The sequence below is a fragment of the Streptomyces sp. NPDC058671 genome (assembly GCF_042716475.1).
Lineage (GTDB): Bacteria > Actinomycetota > Actinomycetes > Streptomycetales > Streptomycetaceae > Streptomyces.
Window position 1 is genome coordinate 278583 of the sequence record NZ_JBHXSA010000003.1, and the last position, 18630, is coordinate 297212.

18 protein-coding genes and 1 pseudogene are annotated in these 18630 nt (G+C 72.3%); 10 read left to right on the forward strand and 9 right to left on the reverse strand.

Features of this window, described 5'->3' with window-relative positions; all coding sequences use genetic code 11:
- Positions 1–9 precede the first annotated feature (9 nt).
- Both ACFWV2_RS05655 and ACFWV2_RS05660 read left to right on the forward strand, forming a co-directional pair.
- Positions 10–483 (forward strand): RNA polymerase sigma factor, encoded by a 474-nt coding sequence (locus ACFWV2_RS05655; RefSeq protein WP_384402499.1) that lies wholly within the window; start codon positions 10–12, stop codon positions 481–483.
- A 37-nt stretch (positions 484–520) separates the two neighbouring features.
- The gene (locus tag ACFWV2_RS05660; protein ID WP_384402082.1) at positions 521–841 is read left to right on the forward strand and encodes a hypothetical protein; all 321 of its coding nucleotides are present in this window, start codon (positions 521–523) and stop codon (positions 839–841) included.
- Between the two features lie 35 nt (positions 842–876).
- Here the strand turns inward: ACFWV2_RS05660 and ACFWV2_RS05665 are convergent, their stop codons facing one another.
- The 6 genes from ACFWV2_RS05665 to ACFWV2_RS05690 form a co-directional block, all read right to left on the reverse strand.
- Positions 877–1173, reverse strand: a complete 297-nt coding sequence (locus ACFWV2_RS05665; protein WP_384402085.1) for an ArsR/SmtB family transcription factor — start codon at positions 1171–1173, stop codon at positions 877–879.
- Between the two features lie 302 nt (positions 1174–1475).
- The gene (locus ACFWV2_RS05670) at positions 1476–1922 is read right to left on the reverse strand and encodes an SRPBCC domain-containing protein (protein WP_384402088.1); all 447 of its coding nucleotides are present in this window, start codon (positions 1920–1922) and stop codon (positions 1476–1478) included.
- A 150-nt stretch (positions 1923–2072) separates the two neighbouring features.
- Positions 2073–2711: a LysE family transporter gene (locus ACFWV2_RS05675; protein ID WP_384402091.1), complete on the reverse strand. Its 639-nt coding sequence runs from the start codon at positions 2709–2711 to the stop codon at positions 2073–2075.
- Positions 2708–3028, reverse strand: coding sequence for a DUF2087 domain-containing protein (locus ACFWV2_RS05680; RefSeq protein ID WP_384402094.1), 321 nt, complete (start codon positions 3026–3028; stop codon positions 2708–2710). Before ACFWV2_RS05680 ends, ACFWV2_RS05675 begins: the two co-directional genes overlap by 4 nt.
- A gap of 76 nt (positions 3029–3104) precedes the next feature.
- Positions 3105–3395, reverse strand: a complete 291-nt coding sequence (locus ACFWV2_RS05685) for a hypothetical protein (RefSeq protein WP_384402097.1) — start codon at positions 3393–3395, stop codon at positions 3105–3107.
- A gap of 142 nt (positions 3396–3537) precedes the next feature.
- A complete protein-coding gene (locus tag ACFWV2_RS05690; RefSeq protein WP_384402100.1) occupies positions 3538–4641 on the reverse strand; it encodes a helix-turn-helix domain-containing protein in 1104 nt (367 codons plus the stop codon).
- Between the two features lie 153 nt (positions 4642–4794).
- Between ACFWV2_RS05690 and ACFWV2_RS05695 the strand changes: the two genes are divergently transcribed.
- The 5 genes from ACFWV2_RS05695 (at position 4795) to ACFWV2_RS05715 (ending at position 7512) form a co-directional block, all read left to right on the forward strand.
- Positions 4795–5049, forward strand: a complete 255-nt coding sequence (locus ACFWV2_RS05695) for a hypothetical protein (RefSeq protein WP_384402103.1) — start codon at positions 4795–4797, stop codon at positions 5047–5049.
- A gap of 8 nt (positions 5050–5057) precedes the next feature.
- Entirely contained in the window at positions 5058–5276 is a 219-nt protein-coding gene (locus ACFWV2_RS05700) for a hypothetical protein (RefSeq protein ID WP_384402106.1), read from the forward strand.
- A gap of 102 nt (positions 5277–5378) precedes the next feature.
- On the forward strand, positions 5379–6497 hold the full coding sequence (locus ACFWV2_RS05705; protein ID WP_384402109.1) for a hypothetical protein: 1119 nt from the start codon (positions 5379–5381) through the stop codon (positions 6495–6497).
- 50 nt (positions 6498–6547) lie between these two features.
- Positions 6548–7135 carry a TetR/AcrR family transcriptional regulator gene (locus tag ACFWV2_RS05710; RefSeq protein ID WP_384402112.1) on the forward strand — a complete coding sequence of 196 codons (588 nt, stop codon included), beginning with the start codon at positions 6548–6550 and terminating at the stop codon, positions 7133–7135.
- On the forward strand, positions 7132–7512 hold the full coding sequence (locus ACFWV2_RS05715; RefSeq protein WP_384402115.1) for a hypothetical protein: 381 nt from the start codon (positions 7132–7134) through the stop codon (positions 7510–7512). Before ACFWV2_RS05710 ends, ACFWV2_RS05715 begins: the two co-directional genes overlap by 4 nt.
- Positions 7513–7599: 87 nt before the next feature.
- Here the strand turns inward: ACFWV2_RS05715 and ACFWV2_RS05720 are convergent.
- Positions 7600–7849, reverse strand: a pseudogene (locus ACFWV2_RS05720) (GNAT family N-acetyltransferase); the annotation flags it as partial.
- A 212-nt stretch (positions 7850–8061) separates the two neighbouring features.
- On the opposite strand from ACFWV2_RS05720, the gene ACFWV2_RS05725 reads away from it, so the two are divergent.
- The 3 genes from ACFWV2_RS05725 (at position 8062) to ACFWV2_RS05735 (ending at position 10332) form a co-directional block, all read left to right on the forward strand.
- On the forward strand, positions 8062–8781 hold the full coding sequence (locus ACFWV2_RS05725; RefSeq protein ID WP_384402118.1) for a DUF4232 domain-containing protein: 720 nt from the start codon (positions 8062–8064) through the stop codon (positions 8779–8781).
- A 52-nt stretch (positions 8782–8833) separates the two neighbouring features.
- Complete coding sequence (locus tag ACFWV2_RS05730; protein WP_384402120.1) at positions 8834–9526, forward strand: hypothetical protein; 693 nt, start codon at positions 8834–8836, stop codon at positions 9524–9526.
- 77 nt (positions 9527–9603) lie between these two features.
- Complete coding sequence (locus ACFWV2_RS05735) at positions 9604–10332, forward strand: hypothetical protein (RefSeq protein ID WP_384402123.1); 729 nt, start codon at positions 9604–9606, stop codon at positions 10330–10332.
- 74 nt (positions 10333–10406) lie between these two features.
- On the opposite strand, the gene ACFWV2_RS05740 is transcribed toward ACFWV2_RS05735, so the two are convergent.
- Together ACFWV2_RS05740 and ACFWV2_RS05745 are read right to left on the reverse strand one after the other, a co-directional pair.
- Positions 10407–10814, reverse strand: a complete 408-nt coding sequence (locus ACFWV2_RS05740; RefSeq protein ID WP_384402126.1) for a hypothetical protein — start codon at positions 10812–10814, stop codon at positions 10407–10409.
- 16 nt (positions 10815–10830) lie between these two features.
- On the reverse strand, positions 10831–18204 hold the full coding sequence (locus ACFWV2_RS05745) for a polymorphic toxin type 27 domain-containing protein (RefSeq protein ID WP_384402129.1): 7374 nt from the start codon (positions 18202–18204) through the stop codon (positions 10831–10833).
- Positions 18205–18630: the final 426 nt, after the last annotated feature.

Consider the following 18630-nt stretch of genomic DNA (forward strand, 5'->3'; position numbering starts at 1 on the left):
CAGCCCCATGTGCGCAGGTTCGCCCTGTCCCTGTGCGCCTCGCCGCAGGACGCGGAGGACGCGGCCCAGGAGGCGCTGATCATCCTGTACCGGAAGATCGGCACCCTGCGGGCCACGGGCGCGCTCGCCTCGTGGATGTTCCGGATCGTACGGAACGAATGCCTGCGACACGTAAGGCAGTTGGCCTCGCGGAGCGACTCGGCACCGGCAGGACCGGACGCGCCGCCCGTACCGGGGGCGCCGACGGAACCGTCCGCCGAGGACGCGGTGCTGCGCAGGCTGGAGGCCGAGCGGATCGCGGCCGCGGTGAGCGCCCTTCCCCGCGACCAGCGGCAGGTCCTGATCCTGCGGGACGTCCAGGGCCTGCCGGGCAGGTCCGTGGCCCGTTCGCTCGGCCTGAGCGACGCGGCGATGAAGTCACGGCTGCACAGGGCGCGTACGGCACTGCGCGACGCCCTGACGACCACGACACCCACCGGCTGACCGGCGTCCGGCCGCCCGACAGGAGGAAGCACCGATCGTGAACACCACGCAGCACGAACCGAGTTCCCCGCCCCGGACCACCGTACGGTCCCCGGCTCCGCCCCCGTCGAACTTCGCCAGCAGGTCCGTCCCGCGCCATCTGGCACGCGGCGCGATCGGCCTCGGCCTGATCGTCGGCTCGATCGCCCTCGTCCCCGTCGCCGGCCCGGCCACCCTGCTGGCCGCTCCCCTGGCCCTGATCGCCTTCCGCGGCTGTCCCACCTGCTGGATGGTCGGCCTGGCGCAGACGATCTCCCGGGGCCGCTGGGAGCGGCAGTGCGAGGAGGGCGTCTGCACCTTGGCGAAGGCGCGGCCCTGAGGGAGGGGGCGCTGCGGGAGCGGCAGCGGCCGGGGTCACCCCTGCTCGGCGATGCGCTTGACGGCGGCGAGACGCCGGTCCCAGTCGGAGGCGAGGGCCGACATCCAGCGGGCGGTCGCGTCGAGCGAGGCCGGGCGGACCGCGTAGCGGACCTCCCGGCCGACGCGGGTGGAGGAGACGAGCCCGGCGGCGTCGAGGACGGTCAGGTGCTTGACGATCGCCTGGCGGGAGACGGGGAGACGCGCGGCGAGGGTGGTCGCGGTGGCCTCCCCCTGCTCGGCGATGAGGTCGAGCAGCCGTCGCCGGGTGGGATCGGCGAGCGCCCCGAACACGCCGTCGGCGACGTCTGCTCCGGGCGGGGACTGAGGCGGAGTCCCGGCTCCGGGCTCGGGCGGGGGCGGGGGCTCGGCCCCGGACCCGCGCTCGACTCGGGGCTCACCCCCGGACCCGCGCCCGGCCCCTGCCCCCGGCCCGGACCCACGCCCGTGCTGGGTCCGAGACTCAGCCCCTCGCCCTGCCCCGGCCGCCGGCCCGGACCCACGCCCGTGCTGGGTCCGAGGCTCAGCCCCTCGCCCTGCCCCGGCCCCCGGCCCCGCCGCGCTCTCCGAGCCGCCCGCTCCTCTCGGGTCCTGCGTCACTGCGCCGGCTGTTCGGCGCGCTTCTTGAACGCGTCGAGCACCTGCGGCCAGCCGCCGCTGTTGTCGCGTACCGCCTGGGTCCGCAGTTCCTCCGACCCGGGCAGTGCGGCGAAGCCGCTCTCGACGACGCGGAGCCGGGTGCCGCCGCCCTCCTCGGTCAGGGTGAACTCGACGAGGGTGGTGTTGTCGTCGGTCAGCTCCTGCCCGGAGAAGGCGCTGGCCCAGCGGTACGCGACGTAGGTCGGCGGCTCGACCTTCTCGACGCGTACGGGGAAGTCGCCGTGGACGGAGTTCCGGGCGAGCATCGACTCGCCCTCGCGGGCCACGGTTCCGGCGACGCTCGCCTCGTCGGCCACCCAGAACCCGGGCTGGGCGACGAGGGTCCAGACACGTTCGAGGGGCGCGTCGATGAGGGTCTCGCGTTCGATCCGGTCCTCACTCATGGGGGACTCCTTCTTCGCGTAGGAAGCGCCACACGCCAGCGGACGCAACCCCAGGGTTGCACGTCCCCGTACTCATCGCAACCGTACGGTTGCACTTCCTGGAGTCGGAAGCCGGGAGCCCGGAAGCGCGGACGCCCGGAGCCCGGACGGTCACCACACCACCCCCTCCCCCACCAGCCGCACCGCGAGCACCACAGTCAGCGTGCTCGACGCGAGTGTCGTGGCCAGCCTCCCCCGGGTCCCCGTCAGGATCTGGCCGAGGAGGGTGCCGCCCAGGGCGAGGAGGAGTTGCCAGCTGGCGGAGGCGGCGAGGGCCGCGAGGACGAAGGCGGTGCGGTCGGCCAGGCCCACGGGGGCCGAGGGGCCCGTCGCGAGGATCAGGGCGGCGAAGTAGATCACCGTCATGGGGTTGAGGATCGTGATGCCCAGGAAGGTGAGGAACGCACGGGCCGGGGTGAGGACGGTCCCGTCATCACGGGAGGCGAGCCCGCCCGCCCGGTAGGCGGCGAGCGCCTGCCAAGCCGCCCGCGCGGCGAGCACCACGAGCACGGTCACGGAGGCCCAGCGGAGCGGGTCCATGACGGGCGCGAGCACCGGGACGAGCGCGGAGCCGCCCGCCACGGCCAGGAGGGCGTACACGCCGTCGGCCGTGGCGACACCGAGGGCCGCGCCGACGCCCGTACGCCAGCCGGTACGGGCCGTGACGGCCACGAGATAGGCGCCGACGGCGCCGACCGGGATCGCGATGCCGTAGCCGGCCAGGAGGCCGGCCACCACCGCGGCGGTCACGCGACGGCGGGGATCGCGCCTCCGGGGGAGCCGGGCTGCTGCTGCCGACGGTAGGCCGAACCGTCCTTCGTACGGGCGAGGAAGCCGCCGACGACGAGATACCGCCGCAGGGCGGGGAAGTCCTCGTGCACGGTCAGGAGGGCCTGGTTGACCTCGGGCTCGCGGTAGTCCCGACCGACGACGAACAGCGTCTCGGCAAGGTGCGCGAGAAGGGCCTCACGGCGGGCGGGCCTGCGGGGGATCGCCTTGAGGCGCCCGTCGGAGGAGAAGAGGTCCGCGACGGGGCGGGAGGGCTCGGCGGAATGATGACTGCTCATGGCGGTGAAGCCTGACGGCGGCGCCCCCGACCCGCAAAGGGTTTTCACACCGCCACCACCACGGTGTGCGGGGCCGCTACTTCGGCTCGGGCCGCACCATCACGCTCACCGCTTCCTGCACCGTGTGCAGGATCGTCCGGGTGCCGTCGCGCTCGAAGATCGACCGCCCCTTCTCCATGAAGGCCCGGAAGTCGTCCTCGGACTCCCAGAAGTCCACGACCCGCCACCCCCCGCTCCCGTCCGGCCCGGCCGCGTGCGCGATGAACCCGGCCGGCGGAAACCACTCGGTGGCCCGGAGCTGCCGCGTGGTCTCGTCGTACTGCTCACGGGTACCGCCGGGAATCTCGATGGTGACGATGACGGGCATCGGGCTGCTCCTGTACGTGGCACGGGGGTACGGGGGTCCCGCCCAGCACACCAGCGGTGCCCGGCCCCCGCACGGCGGCGGACCCGAACGAGCGAGGTCACGCGGGCGTGACGGACGTACGGACGTCGAAGGCCGCCCCCTCCTACGCGTGGATCTCGCCCACCAGCATCCTGAGCGTGAGGCTGTGCTTCTCCGGCGGCAGCGCCGCCATCGCCCGGGCCGCGTACGTCACGCCCCCGGCGCGGTCCCCCGACCGTGCCAGCATCAGGGCCCGGTGCAGCTCCAGGTGCGTGGCGAAACGGGGCAGCGCCGCGGGGAGCTCGGCGCGGGCCGATTCCTGCGCCTCCACCGCCTGTTTCTCGTCGCCGAGCCGGGCGAGCAACAGCGACCGGAAGACGTTCAGTCGCCACCAGGGCACCGCGTAGTCGGAGGTCTGCTCGTACGAGCCCGCTTCGTCGAAGATCTTGCGCCCCAGGGTGTCCAGCGCACGGGCGGACGCGTGATCGCCCCGGAGGGCGGCGGCATGGGCCTTGCCGTACACGGCGTTCAGCAGACCGAGCGAAGGCCGGTCACCGATCTCCATCGCCTGATCGGCCAGCACGTCGGCCACGCCGAGAGAAGCCCCCTCGTACCCGAGGGCGATGGCCGCACGCCCACGCACCCACACGCGCGCGTGTGCGTCCCTGGACTCGTCCGCCGCCTGCGCCGCCATCCGGTACCAGTGCACCGCCTTGGAGCCGTCCGAACCGGGGAACGTCTTGGCGTACAGCGTCATCAGCCTGGACGCCACCGACCACAGGCGTGACTGATCCAACTGCTGCTGCACCACGACCAGTTCACCAGACACACGCCGCTGGATGTCGGCCGCGCCCATCGACATGTAGTCCGTGCCGTACGTGGCGAGCCGACTCTCCCAGTCGTCCGCCGAGGGCCCGCCCGAAAGCCGGGCGGCGAAGCCGGCGGACAGCAGCTCGGAGGCCGCCACCGGAGCTATGGCGGTCCCGGCGACATCGGTCAGGAAGGTACGTCGCTTCACTTCACCCTCAAGGACAGCCAGGGGCACGTCGAGGACGGCCGACAACTTCGCCAGGTAGAACCCGCTCGGGACGTTCCTGGAACGCTCCCACCGGCTCACGTACTCCCGATCGAGACTCGTGCCGTACGCGTCGTTGAGCGCCTGCGCCAACCGGCCTTGAGACCACCCACGGGCCTTGCGCAGGTCCCGGATCAACTCCCCGATCGCCATGGGTCCCATGATGCCCCTCGCGCACCACTCAACGGTCGTGAGAACAAACGAACATAGCGACTTGCCCCTGGAAATGCCCCTACGAGGGCGGACGAACAGCGGGACGATTCCCTGAGCGCAGGCCGCGCGGAGAACCCAAGGAAAAGAGGCTGCATGAGTACGCCACCGCTACCGCCCCTGCGGGAGACCCGACCGTTCCGCCCCGTCTCCGAGCCCGAGGCCGCCCGGGTCTTCCGGGACCTCAAGGCCGCCATGGATTCCGCCGGCCTGCCCACGAGCGGGCTCTACCGGGACGTCACGCACGGGCCCGGGGGTGACGAGCACCGGTACGGACTCGGGGTCGTCAGCCTCGGCGGGGCCAAGCGCCTCACCGTGCTGCTGAACTCGACGACCTGCACCACCCCGTGAGGTACCGCGTGGGTGACATCGTGACCGACGCGCAGCGGGCGCTCACCGGTGAAGTACGGGACGTGCACGGGAACCTGCTGACCCTGGTGCGGCCCAGCGGATACCTGTGGGAGGCGGCGATCGACCAGTGCTGGACGGCGAGCCCGGCGGAACGCGCGAGTCTGACCCCGCGCGGAGCCGTACGCATCATCAGCACCTCGCCGCCGCCCGCACGGCCCTCTTCCTGATCGCGGTGGCCGTGGGCGCACTCGGCACCGCCCTCTGGCTCCGCGCCCCGTGAGGCCCCTGCCCAGGGAGTCCGGGGCGGCCGGAGTTCGCCCGGTTGGGAGATGTCACTCGTACGGGCGTACTTTACTGGGCGTGTCGTCCTGGACACACAGCGTGCGGTACGTTCGCCGCAAAACGGCCCCCGCCGACGGTTCGCACCCATCGGCGAGGGCCTGAACCACCAGTGGAAGCAGCCCACCGTGATCTACCGGCACTTTAACGCGCCCTCCCGCGCCTTCAGTCAGTTCTCGCACGAACTCATCCGGCACCCTCGGCTCTCCTCCGACGCCGTCCGGCTTCTGACCTGGCAGCTCTCCCTGCCCGAAGGCGCCCGCGAATCACTCTCCCGAACCGCCGAACGCGCCCGGATCGGGGCAACCGCGTTCACCCGCGCCAAGCGACAGCTCAAGGAGGAAGGATTCGTGCACGAGCGGCGCGTCCAGGGCGCCCAGGGGCACTGGATCACCCAACAGCTCGTCTCCAGCACCCCGTTGACCTCCGACCAGGCCATCAAGCTGCTCGCCCGCACACCCCTCCCCACCTGCACGGACCAGACATCCCCGCAGGTCGTACCGAGCCCCCGGAAACCGGCCGCCGGTGAGCCGGGACCCCCACCCACCGACGGTCATCCAAAGAAAGACCCGCAGGGAAACACCTCCAACCTTCCCGCCGAGGCGCAGAAGACAGCCGGGACCGCCGGGGCAGACCAGCCGGACAGGACCGACCACACCCCCGCGACCGACCACACCCCCAGCCCCCACCTCCCCGACGCCCGCGCCCTCATCGGCGCCCTCCCCCTCCTCTCCCCCGCCCTCCGCCACATCCCACCCGCCATGCACGACGAACTCACCCACCTCGCCACCCGCTGGCTCGACGCCGGACACACCCCCACCGACATCCACCAACACATCCTGCGCGGCCTGCCCGGCACCGGAACCCCCGTACACCGCCCCGGAGGACTCCTCCGCTACCTCCTCCGCGACGTACCACCCCTCGCCCCATCCTCACCGCCCTCACCGCCCTCACCCCCCACCCACCGCCTCTCCGCCCGACTCCACGGCACCCGCGAATGCACCGGCCACCACACCCAGCCCATGCTCTTCCGCCCGATCGCCGACGAGACCCTCTGCGCCGCGTGCGTACCTCACGTCCCGCCACGCACCACAGCGATGTCCTCATGACGCCGACCGGGGTTGCTTCCCATACGGGTCGACCCGTATGGTTAATCCCCATGAGCTCCTCTCCGTCCTCCAGGGGACGTCCCAGGGATCCCCGCTCGCACGAGGCGATCGTCGGCGCGGCCACGGAGCTGCTGATCGAGGTCGGCTACGCCGCGACGTCGATCGGGGCGGTGGCCGCCCGCGCCGGTGTCGGCAAGGACACGGTCTACCGGAGGTGGCGGGGCAAGCCGGAGCTGGTCTTCGAGGCCGTGTTCACGACCACCGACCAGGCTCCGACCCCGGACACGGGAACGCTGGCGGGGGACCTGACCGCCCTGCTACAGGGCCTGATCGACGAGTTCCACGCACCGGCCGCCGCCGCGGCGCTCCCGGGGCTGCTCGCTGACTTCGCCGCCGATCCGGCGTTGAAGGCGCGCATCCGCAGCGACTTCCTGGCCCCCTCGAAGGAGCGGCTGCTCGTCGTCTTCGAACGTGCCGTTGCGCGCGGGGAGATCGCGGCCGACACCCCCGTCGATCTCGTCCTGGACACACTGGCGGGAGCCGTGTTCTTCCACGTCGGTCTGGTCGGGGAACACCCCGACCCTCAGCTGGCCGACCGACTGGCCGCCGTCCTGGCCGAGGGAATCGAGATCCGATGAACGGCTGGCTTCTCGCAGCGGGCGTCACCGCGTTCGGTGTGGCCGCGGCGCACATCGTCGGCGGGCACCGGGATGTGGTGCGCCCGCTGCTGACCTGCGGCCTCGCGGACGAACCCAAGCGCGTCCTCCACGCCGTCTGGCACATGGTGAGCGTCGACCTCGTGCTCTCCGCAGCCGCCTTGGTGTATCTGGCGCTGGCGGACGACACGTCAGGGACCGCCCCGACGGCGTGGTTCGTGGCCGCGCACTTCGTGGCGTACGCAGCCGCCTTCCTCGTCGTCACGCTCTCGGTCGGCTGGCCGAAGCCCCTGCTCCGGTTGCCGCAGTGGATCCTTCTCCTGCCGGTCGCGATCCTGACCGTGGCGGGCGTCGCCTAGCGTCCGCCCGCGACGGGGGGTGGACGCCCGCCGACCTGCACGTGGCTACCGCGCCGGTGTCGGCGCTCGGGGTGCAGACGAGGGCGCTCGACGCGCCGAGTTCGCGATCGCCAGCCGCAGCAGCCCGGGGCCGTCCAGCAGCCGGACGGCGAGGATCGGGCCGTCCCGGCGCCACGTCCTGACCGCCTCGGCGGTCGCCTCCGCACCCGACCGCCAGAACCAGCCCAGGTCCCCCGGATGCAGGTGTGACGGCGCTCCGTCGTGCTGCCGCTCCCGCAGCACGCCCACCGCCTCGCCCAGCGCGTCGACTTCCTTGCTTGCCGCACACGATCGCCATGCGCCCGATCGCAATGCGCCCGATCCCCCACCACGCCACCCGTCCTCCGCACCCCGTGTCCGCGACCGTGCGGCGGAATCGGCTCCTCCCTGTGCCTCCTCGGTAACAGACGTACGAGAACGGCTTGTCGATGCCGTTCCGGGAGCAGACTCCGCTCGCCGGCGACGGCCGAAGACACGGTCTCGCACGGCCGACCACGGGGGGACATCACCATGAACACGCACGTCAGGCAGGACCGTCAGAGCCCCAGGGGCTGGAAGCCGTACGCCGTCGGGGCCGCCGTCGTCGCCGCGCTGCTCGCCTCCACCGCGTGCCGGCCCGCTGCCGACGACGGCGCCGGCACGGGCGGTGCCTCCGGTGCGCCGAGCACCCCGAGTGCGACGGGTTCGGCCACGCCCGGCGGCGCGGCGACGACGGCGACGCCCAGTGACGCCCCTCCGGCCACGACCGGTGCCACGCCCGGCAGCCCCGCCGCTCCCGCCGCCCTCGCCGCCTGTACCGTCGACGACCTCGCCGTGTCCGCCGTCAAGGAGCCCGCGGGCGGCAAGGAGAACAAGCACCTTCTCCTCACCGTCCAGAACTCCGGCGACGACACGTGCCTCCTCCACCACTACCCCTACGTACGCCTCGGGGCCGATGCCCGGACCACCGTGCCCGTGATCAAGGACAGCGACCCGGACCCCGGCAAGCCCGTCTCCCTCGCGCCTGGTGACGAGGCCCACGCCGCGCTGCTCGTCCGCGGGGGTGCCAGGGACGAGTACGAGGCGCGGAGCATCACCCTCACCCTCCAGGGCCGCGAGCCCGGCAGTCGCGCGGGCGGGCCGATCGACGTCCCCATGCCGGCCGACCCGCTGTACGCGGACGACGGCCAGCTCGTCACCTACTGGACGACCGCCTCCGGGCTCGCCCTGGACTTCATCACGTCCAGGTGAGCGGACGCCCCGCCGCACCCGCCCCGCCCCGTCCGCCGGGCAGAATGCCCCCATGACCGCCGAGGAACACCCCGAGCTGCTCCAGCGCTGGAACGCCACCCTGCTCGCCGCCCGCGCCGGCCACGAGGGCCCGGACCCCGCCCCGTACGGACGGAACCTGCTGTCCCGCTGGTCCGAGCCGCAGCGCCGCTACCACACGGTCGACCACCTACGGGCGGTCCTCGACCGCATCGACGAACTGACCGACCTGGGCGGGGAGGGCGGCGAGCTGGAACTCGTACGGCTGGCCGCCTGGTTCCACGACGCGGTCTACCGGCCCGACCGCTCGGAGAACGAGGAACGCTCGGCGGTCCTGGCCGAGAAGGCCCTCACCGAGGCGGGCCTGACGGCACACGAGGTGACGGAGGTCGCCCGCCTGGTCCGCCTCACGACCACGCACGACCCGTCCCCGGGCGACCTGAACGGCGAGACGCTCTGCGATGCGGACCTCGCGATCCTGGCGACCACCCCGGACACCTACCGGGGATACACGGAAGCGGTCCGCGAGGAGTACGCCTTCGTCCCCGACGACGCCTTCCGCACGGGCCGCGCGGCGATCCTCCGCCACCTCCTCGACCTCCCCCGGCTTTTCCGTACGCCGTACGGGGCGGCGGCCTGGGAGGGGAGGGCGCGGGAGAACCTGGAACGGGAACTCAAGGAGCTGACGGACATGTCCGATACGGGGCGGGGCGAGGCCAAACCGTAACGCGGAATCCTTCCTGCCGCCCGTAAGATCATTTCGTTTTGATCTGTATGTGAACTGGCGCCAGGAAAGAAAAGTACATGAAGCTGCGCAGGGCCCTCCCGATTCTCGCCGTACTACCGGCCCTCCTCGCGGCGACCGCGTGCAGTGGCGAATCCACGGGATCCCCCACCGAAAAACCGAAGGCGAGCGCGACACAGAGCGCCGACGAAAAGGAGGCCGCCGAGGCGAAGCGTCTCGGGGCATTCGACGCCAAGGCCCTCGAAAAGATCGCCATCACCGGAAGGACCGGGGGTTTCGACGCCAAGAAGATCGCCCGGACGGAGGTCGAGGCCGGCCGCGGCATGGAGGCCGACCAGAAGGCCTGCCAGCCCCTCGCCAGCCTCATCGGCGGATTCACGCACATGCCCGCGGTGAGCACGGTCCACCGCTCCCTCCAGCCCGGCGACGCGGCCAACGCGACCGTCGGCTCCATGTGGCTCGCCTCGCACTCGGAGGACGACGCCACCCGGGTCATGAAGGAACTCCGCAGGGCCGTCACCGAATGCCCCAAGGGTTTCAAGACCCTCGGTCTCACGTACGGCAAGGTCGAGAGCCTCCCGACACCGAAGCTCGGCGACGAGGCGGTCGGCTATCGGATCACCGGCGACATCGGCAAGCAGAAGGTGCCGATGACGTACACGGTGGTACGCAGCGGGGGCGTCGTCGCCGCGTTCTACGGGGTGAACATGCTGGACCCGAAGAAGGCGGCGATCCCGGAGCCGGTGATCAAGGCCCAGCTGGAGCGGATCGCGGACGCGGAGGGCTGACACCACCGCCGCGGAAATGGAGAGGGGCCGCCCCCAGTGCATCCGCACTGAGGACGGCCCCTTCTTCTTGACGGTCAGAAGACATTCCCCGATTCCGCCGGGAACTCCGGCGGCCAGGGCCCGTCGTACAAGGACTCCCGCTCACCCATCAGGGCGTACTCCGCCTCCCGCCAGTTCGGATGGGAGCTGACGACGAAGCTTTCGCCGTCCGGATCCAGCATCCAGGTGTATTCGGCGCTCTCCGCCGGAATGCCGTGCCGTTCACCGAGCACGGCGAACTCGGCCGCGGACGCCCGCCGAATGTGGATCCCGTTCCGGTAGATGGGCTTGAGGAACATCAGTTCCACATGCCCGAAGTAGACCTCGACCCGCGTCGTGGTCCGGTCCACCAGAGTGGCCTCACTGGCCAGGAAGAGCTGTCGGTGCGAGGGGAGGAAACCGGTGACTCTGAAGAGCCGGCCCTCCCGGATGAAATCCGTCATGCCCGCCCTCTCCTCATCAGTCGGCGACCGGCTGCCCGTTGGCGTACTTCCACCGCTCCGGATAGACCTGTACGACCTTGCCGTCCTTGTTGGTCATCCACCAGTCGATGGACTTCCAGCCGCGGTCGTCCACCCGGACGGACGACTTGAGCTTGGTCATCTCCCATGCCGTTCCGTTGCCGGCCTGCCGGACGGCCTCCCAGTCGCCGCGCTTGATCCCCTCCCCTCTCTGGAGGAGCAGATTCAGCGCCTCGTCCGCGTTCGTGGCCCCTGGGACACCGTCCAGGGACACCGAGATCCGCACCGTGCGGTTGGACACCGCGTACTCCACTCCCACCGTCCAGATCGGGCGTACTCCCATCCCCATGTCGTCCGGCAGAAGGGTGCCGTATTCCTGGTTGTTGAAGGTGCGTCCCCCGACGACGCCCCTCAGATCATCCGAGTGGGGGTTGATCCCGAGGATGATGTGATCGCCGTCCTTGACGATGTCCTTGAGGATCTCCCGGCACTTCTCGATCAGCTCGTCGTTGCCCGACGAGGCCGAGAAGGAGGCAGCAGCCTTGAAGCCGGCGGCCCCGAAGGTCGCGGCGTCCGCCGCCTTGCACGCCTCGCCGGCGGCCCGGAAGACGCGGCTCAGGATGCCCTGGATGGCCACCTCGGTCAGACCGATGGTGCGCAGCGCCCGATAGGCGTCCATGAACCCGACGCCCATCCTGAGGGAGGCGTCCAGCGCGGCCACCGCGGCCTTGGCCGACCTGAAGATCGGACCCGCGACGAACCAGCTGGCCGCCCAGGCGCAGTCGCCCCAGCTGCCACCGGAGAGACCCGGCGTGATCAGCTTCGCGCAGCCGATGAAGTCCCCGAGAAGGACGTCGATCGGGTCGATGCCCGAGTTGAACTCCAGCATCGTCAGCGTGTGGCTGAGCCGCTTGGTCACGGGCTCCGACACGTCGGTCTTGAGGAAGATCGTGTCCTTCTGGGGGCAACTGCCCGTGGTGGTCGCGTACGACTCCCACGGCGCCGCGCACATGTAGACGTCCGCGTACGACCTGTACGTGACGTCCGCCGTGATCGTGCAGGTTCCGACGTGAATGAAGGGGTTGCAGTTGTCCTTGACGACGTTCTTCGGGTCGCCGATGTACTCGATGTGGTCGAGAACCGCCCACACGTCGCCGACCCCGGTGGTGACACCCTGCGAGATCTGCTCGCTGTTGCCGCTCTTCTCCGTGCGGTCCGCGGCCTCCTGGGCCTCGGTCGCCGCGTCCCGCGCGCCTTCGGCGGCCTTCTCCGCCGCCGTCGCGTCCTCCTCCGCCTTGGTGGCGGTGGCACGGGCGCTCGCCGCGTCCTCCTCGGCCTTTGCGGCCGCGGCACGGGCGGATGCGGCGTTCTTCTCCGCCTCGGTCGCCGCCGCGTCCGCCGCACCGGCGTCGGCCGCCGCGTCCATCGCCGCCGAAGACGCCTTCAGGGCGTCCTCGCCGGCCGACTTGGCGTAGCCGTCGGCACGGCCCGCTGACGCCTGGGCCTCCTTGGCGTCCTTCGCGGCCTGGGCGGCCGACTCCTGGGCGCGCTGGTAGGCCTTGGCCGCGCGCGACGCGTCGGTCGCCGCCGCCGCGGAGGCCTGCGCCGCGAGCTTCATGTCCGCGGCGGCCTGTTCGGCCAGGGCTTTCGCCTCGGCGGCGAACCCTTCGGCCTGCTGGGCCTTGGCGGCGGCCGCAGCGGCCTGCTGCTGAGCGATCGTCAGCGACTGCTGGCCGGTGAGCACCGCGAACGCGGCGGAGCTGTCGGCCTCCTGGAACGGACCGCCGAGCGAGATCGCCTCGTTCGCCGGCTTGAGCACAGCGGCCGCGGAGTCACGGGCCGCGAGCGAGGACTGTACGGCCGCGAGCGCCTTACCCGCGGTGGTCGCCGCCCAGGACGCGGTCTGCGCGGCCTCGGAACGGGCGGCAGCCGCCTCCGTCTTGGCGGTCTTCGCCGCCGCGGAGGCCTTCTCCGACTGCTCCTTGGCGCCCTTGGCGTCGGCCGCCGCCGCCTGCGAGGCGTCGATGGCCTCGGCCGCGGCCGCGTGGGCCGCCGCCGCGGAAGCGGCCGCGACCCAGTAGGCCGCCATGGCGCTGTCCGCCGCCGCCTTCGCGCGGGACGCGGCGCCCTGCGCCTTGGTGGCCGCCTCACGGGCGTTGACGGCGGCGGCGGTGGCCGCGTCCGCCGACGCGCGGGCGGCGGTGGCCGCCGTGGTCGCCGTGTTGGCGGCCGACCGGGCGTCGGTGGCGGCGGTACGGGAGGCGGTGGCCGCGTCCGTACCCTCGTCGGCGTCGGCCTTGGCCTCGAAGGCCGCTGCCTTCGCGTTCAGCGAGTCCCGCCGCAGCTCGGCCTCAAGGGCCCTGTCGCGGGCGGCGACCGCGTCGCGCTCCGACTGCTCGGCGACACCCCGCTTGGCCGAGGCCGTGGTTCCCGCCGCCTCGGCCGAGGTGCGGGCCTCACTCGCGATCCGGCCTTGGGCCAGGGCGTCGGCCTCGTGGCCCTTGGCCTTGTCCCGCTCGCGCTCGGCGGTGGCCCGGTAGGCCGCCGCGTTGGCGCGCTCCAACTCGGCGATGGCGCGCTGCGACTGCGAGATCGCCGCGGCCTTGCGGGCTTCCTCCTCTTCCGCCAGTGCGGTTTCCTTGGCCTTCCTGGCCTTCTCGGCGTTCGCCGCGGCCGAAGCCGCGTACGCGTCGGCGCTGTCCGCCGCGGCCTTCGCCTGGGCGGCGGCCTCCTGGGCGGCGATGCGGCGGAACTCGGTGTTCACCGCGTGTGCCTGGGTCTGCGCCAGGGCGAACAGCGTCTGCGACGTCGACACCGTGGCGTTGGCCGCGTTCAGGGCCGTCTCCGTCGCCTTCGCGGCGGCCGTGGCAGCCGCGCCCGAGGCACGGGCGACCTGGACCGACTGCTGGGCGTACATCAGGCCGCGACCGCGCGGCACCTCGGCCGCGTCCGCGATCGTCCACGCCTGCTGCTGCGCGGTCACCGCGCGCTGGGCGGCGGCGGTGGCCAGACCGGCCTGCTCCTGGGCCGTGGTGACGAGCGTCCGGACCTTGCCGCGGGCCTTCTCCAGGTCGGACTTCGCCTGGTCGAAGAGGGCCTGCTTCGGCTTGAGGATGTGGTCCGGGTCGGCCGCGAGCTTGTCGTGCCAGTACTTCTGCCAGCGAAGGATCTGGTCGGCGAGCCACGCCTGGCCGATGGCCTCGATCATGTTGTCGGTGGCGGCCTTCGTCGCCGCGGCGGCGTCGGCCTCCGCCCGCATGATGATCGCGCGCTGCGTGTTCTGCCCGGCGTACTCCGTCTCCCACTCGGCCGAGGCCTGGGAGACGACGTCACTGAGGGCGTTGCGCGGGTCGACCGGGTCACCGTGGTTGCACGTGGCCCAGGCCTGCTTGAGGTCCTCGACCTCGACACGGAACTCGGGGGTGCCCTCGGTGACCTTCCTGGCGGGGAAGCCGCCGTGCCGCAGATAGGTGGCGATGTCCGCGGAGGTCGTACCGCCGAAGAACTGGTTGTTCGTCGTACTGGCCGACCGCAGCATGGAGTCCGCCGCGAAGTCGTGCCAGTCGTCCTCGCCCCGGTTCTGGTCGGTGATCTCCCGGGCCTTGGCCAGCGACTCGGCACTCGGGTTGGTGTGCCCGTCCCAGCCGAGACGCGTCGACAACTTCGGCTGCGAGGCGTGGGTGAACGCCATGATCTCCGCACCGAACTGCGGTGCGTGCAGCGTGATCCCGTCGTCGAACGAGCTCATCGCGTACGGCCGGTTGGCGTCCTCCAGGATCGCCTTACGGGCCGCGATGGCGTCCACGTACTCGTACGCGGCCTTCTTGTCCTGGGAAGTGGCCTGCCCGAGGGGCATCAGCTGGAGCCAGGAGAGGTCGCCGACGACCGCGTGCAGCTGCGCGTTGTTCCCGGTCAGGCCGTCGATGGCGACCGCCTTCGTCCTGGCGCCGCCCGCGTGCAGGGCGACGCCGGTGATGCAGCGCTCCAGACGCGGGGTGGAGCGGACGCCACTGATGACGGACGTCAGCTCGTTGAGCCGGCGCAGGGCGTCGTCGGCGGCGTTGAAGATCGTCCGCATGCCGTCGGAGACCTTCTCGATCGCCACCGCGAGCGCGGGGACACGACCCACGATCACGGACGACGAGGGGATGTCGACCAGTGCCCAGAGGCAGTCGTCGACGTCCCGCGCGGCCAGGCAGTCCTTGACCTTCGCGGCGTCGAGCTGTTCGAAGAGGATCTGTCCGCCGTTGGCGGCGGCCCACTCGACGACGTTCACGGAGACGGCCGCGAGGCCCTTCCGGTAGTCGTCGACGCAGGTCTGGCCGCAGGCGTCGAGGAGGATCCGCTCCTCGCGGTCCCCGAGCGCGGGCCAGTTGCTCGCGCCGCCCTTGATGGGCGTGGTGCCCTTCTCAAGGGCCTCCTGGTGCGCGGCCTCGTTCTTCTCGCGCTGCTGCCTCTCGGCCTCCTTGGCGGCCTCTTCGGCGGCGGAGCTGTCGCCCGCCGCGTCGGACGCCTTGTCCTCGGCGTCCTTGGCGTCCTTCTCGGAGTCGGCCGCCTTCCTGGCGGCTTCGAGGGCCGCTTCGGCGGACCGGCCGGCCTTCTCGTTCGCCTCGGCCGCGTGCCGCTCGGCGGCGGTCGCCTCCCGGTCGGCCTCGGCGGCGATACCGCTCACCGCGCCGGCGGTGGTCCGGGCGCTCAGGGCGTCCTTCCCGGACTGCTCGGCGTGGCCGGCGGCGGCGTCGGAGGCGGCCTTCGCGCCCTGCCGGGCGTCGGAGGCCTGGGTGGCGGACGCCTGGGCCCGGGTCGTCGCCTCGACGGCACGCACCGAATCGCTCGCGGCGCGGGCGGCGGCCTCGGCGGCGAGCTTCGCGTCACCGGTGGCCTGCGCGGCGGTCTGCTGCGCGGACTCCGCGGCGGCGGCCGCAGCGGTGGCCTTGGCCTCGGCGGCGGCGGCCTGCTGCTCGGCGGCCGTCTTCGACGACTGCCCGACCAGTACGGCGAACGCGGCCGCGCTGTCCTTCTCCTGGTACGGGCTGCCGAGGGCGACGGCCTCGGCGGCGGAGGTGATCGCCGCCTTGGACGCGTCCCGGGCGGCGAGCGCGGCCTGGGCTGCGGCATGGGCACGGCCGACGACGGTCGCGGCCGACTTCACCGCCTCGGCGGCGCTCGTCCCGGCCGCGTCCGACTCGTGCCGGGCCTTCTTGGCCAGCTCGGTCGCGTTCTCCGAGGCCGTCGCCGCGTGGTCGGCGCGGATCGCGGCGTCCTGCGACGCGTCGAGGGCGGTGGCCGCGGCGGCGTGTGCCGAGGAAGCCTCGCCCAGCGAGGCGTAGTAGGCGGACCAGGCCGTGGCGGCACTGGTCTTGGCGCGCTCGGCGGCGCCCTCCGCCCTGGTGGCGGCGGTGCGGGCGCCGACCGCGGCGGTGGTCGCCTGGTCGGCGGCGGTCTGCGCGGCGGCCGCGGCCTGGACGGCCTCGTTCGCCGCCGTACGGGCGGCGGTGGCCGCTGCCCGCGTCTCGGCGGCGGCGGCGCTGCCCGCGGCGGCGGTCGCGGCGGCTTCGAGCGCGGCGGCGCGGGCCGCGGTGGCCTGCTTCGCCCTGAGTGCGGCTGTCGCCTTCTCGCGCGCGGTCTGCGCGGCCTTCGCCTTCTCGTCGGCGAGCTTCCGCTTCGCCGTGGCGTCGGCGGTCGCCGTGTCGGCAGCCGTTCCCGCGCTCGTGGCGGTGGTCTGCTGCGTGGCGGCCTTCTCCTCGGCCGCCTCGGCCTTGGCCCGCTCGGTGGCGGCCTTGGTGCGGGAGGCGACGGCGGTGGCCTTCTCCGCCTCCGCCTTGGCACGCTCGGAAGCGGCCGTGGCGGCGGCGGTCCTCGCCTTGTCGCGCTTCTCCTCGGCCGTCGTACGGGCGGCCTTCGCGGTGTTCGCGCTCTCCGCGGCGGCCGTGGCGTTGGCCACGGCGCTGTCGGCGGCGGCCTTCGCCTGGGCGGCGGCCTCCTCGGCGGCGACCCGGCGGAACTCCGTGGTGAGCGCAGCCGACTCGGTCTTCGCCTTGGCGAGGAGCGCGTCGCTGGTGGCGGCGGTGGCGTTGGCGGCGGCGAGCGCGGTCTCCGTCGCCTTCGCGGCGGCCGTTGCGGCGGCCGCCGAGGCACGGGCGACCTGCACCGACTGCTGGGCGTACATCAGACCCCGGCCACGCGGCACGTGCGTCGTGTCGGCGGCGGCCCACGCCTGCTGCTGCGCCGTCGTCGCCCGCTGGGCGGCGGCGGTGGCCTTGGCCGCCTGTCCCTTCGCCGAGGTGGCGAGGGCGGCGATGTCGGCGCGGTGACGGGCGAGGTCCGTCGTGGCCCGGTCGTAGTCGGCCTGGGTGGGCCGGCCCGGGTAGTCGGGCGTCCTGGCCAGCGTGTCCTGCCAGCCCTTGCGCCAGCGCAGGAGCTGCTCGGCGAGCCACGCCTTACCCAGGGCCTCGACGAGGTCGTCGGTGGCCTCGCGGGTGGCCGCGGAGGCCTCGGCCTCCGCGCGCATGATCGCGGCGCGCTGTTCCGCCTGACCGGTGTACTCCAGCTCCCATTCGATCATCGCGGCCATGACGAGCTCGTTGAGCCTGCGCGACGGGTCGTACGGGTTCGCGTAGTCACAGGCCGCCCAGGCCTGCTTGAGGTCCTCGACCTCGACGCGGTACTCGGGCGAGTCCTTGACGGGCGACACGGTCGGGAAGCCGCCACGCTTCAGGTAGGCCGCGATGTCGGTGGAGGTCCTGGAGCTCCAGCCGACCTGGCTGTCGCTGAGCATGCTCCTGGACGCCCAGTCGTGCCACTCGTCCTTGCCGCGGTTCTCCTCGGCGATGACGCGGGCGCGGGCGAGGGCCTCGGGGCTGGCCTTGCTGAGGGTGTCGTCGTCGAGGTGCTTGGCGAGTTCACGCTGGGTGCCGATGGTGAAGTTCCAGACGGCGTCGCCGAACTTCGGCGCCAGCCAGTCCAGCGGCTGGTCCCCGACGTGGTTCCTGGCGTAGACCTGGTTGGCGAGCGACAGCGCCTCGTCCCGGTCCCGGACGGCGTTGGCGTAGACGCCCCCGGCGTCCTCGTCGGCGTCGGCGGCGACGTCCAGGGGGCTGTCGAGCCACCAGTCGAGGTCCTCGCCGAGGACCGTGTCGAGCTCGCCCTCGGTTCCGGCCAGGCCCTCGATGGCCTTGGCCTTCATCAGGGGGCCGCCGATGCGCAGCGCCTGCGCGCCCCTGCAGCGGTCGAGGCGCCGGTCGGCGCCGATGCTGTTGCGGTACTGGGTGAGGTCGTCCTGTTCGGGCTCGGTCGCGGCGGCGACGGGTGAGCTGTGGATCATGCCGACCAGGACGGCGGAGGCCGTCATGAAGGCGGTGGTCGCGGTCACCCTGTTCAGGGCCGACCGGAGGCGACGCCGGCGTCTGCCGACGTCTCTGGGCAATGACATGTTCTGCCTTGGAATCTCGCTATCGTCCGGCAGCACGAATAAACATGGGCATGACAGGTAGCGGCTCGCCGGCCGGATGCGATCTCCGGGCACGACGGATGCCGGCACGCTCGCCCCCCACGAACCGGCGCTGCCGCTTACGTCGTGACAATGTCACGTACGAACCCACAAATGAAGATCAAATAAACCTCGCCAAGAGCGCATATCAGCCTGGTCCGGAATAAAACGACCACGAGTTGATCATCTTGTTACCGCGCGTAAAGGGCCGGGCGGAGCGGGCTCCCTCTCGCATCACGAGAAAAACCGGAACCCCGGAATGACAGCAACAAATCCACCGTTGACCCATGTCATGCCGTCTTCCCCCGC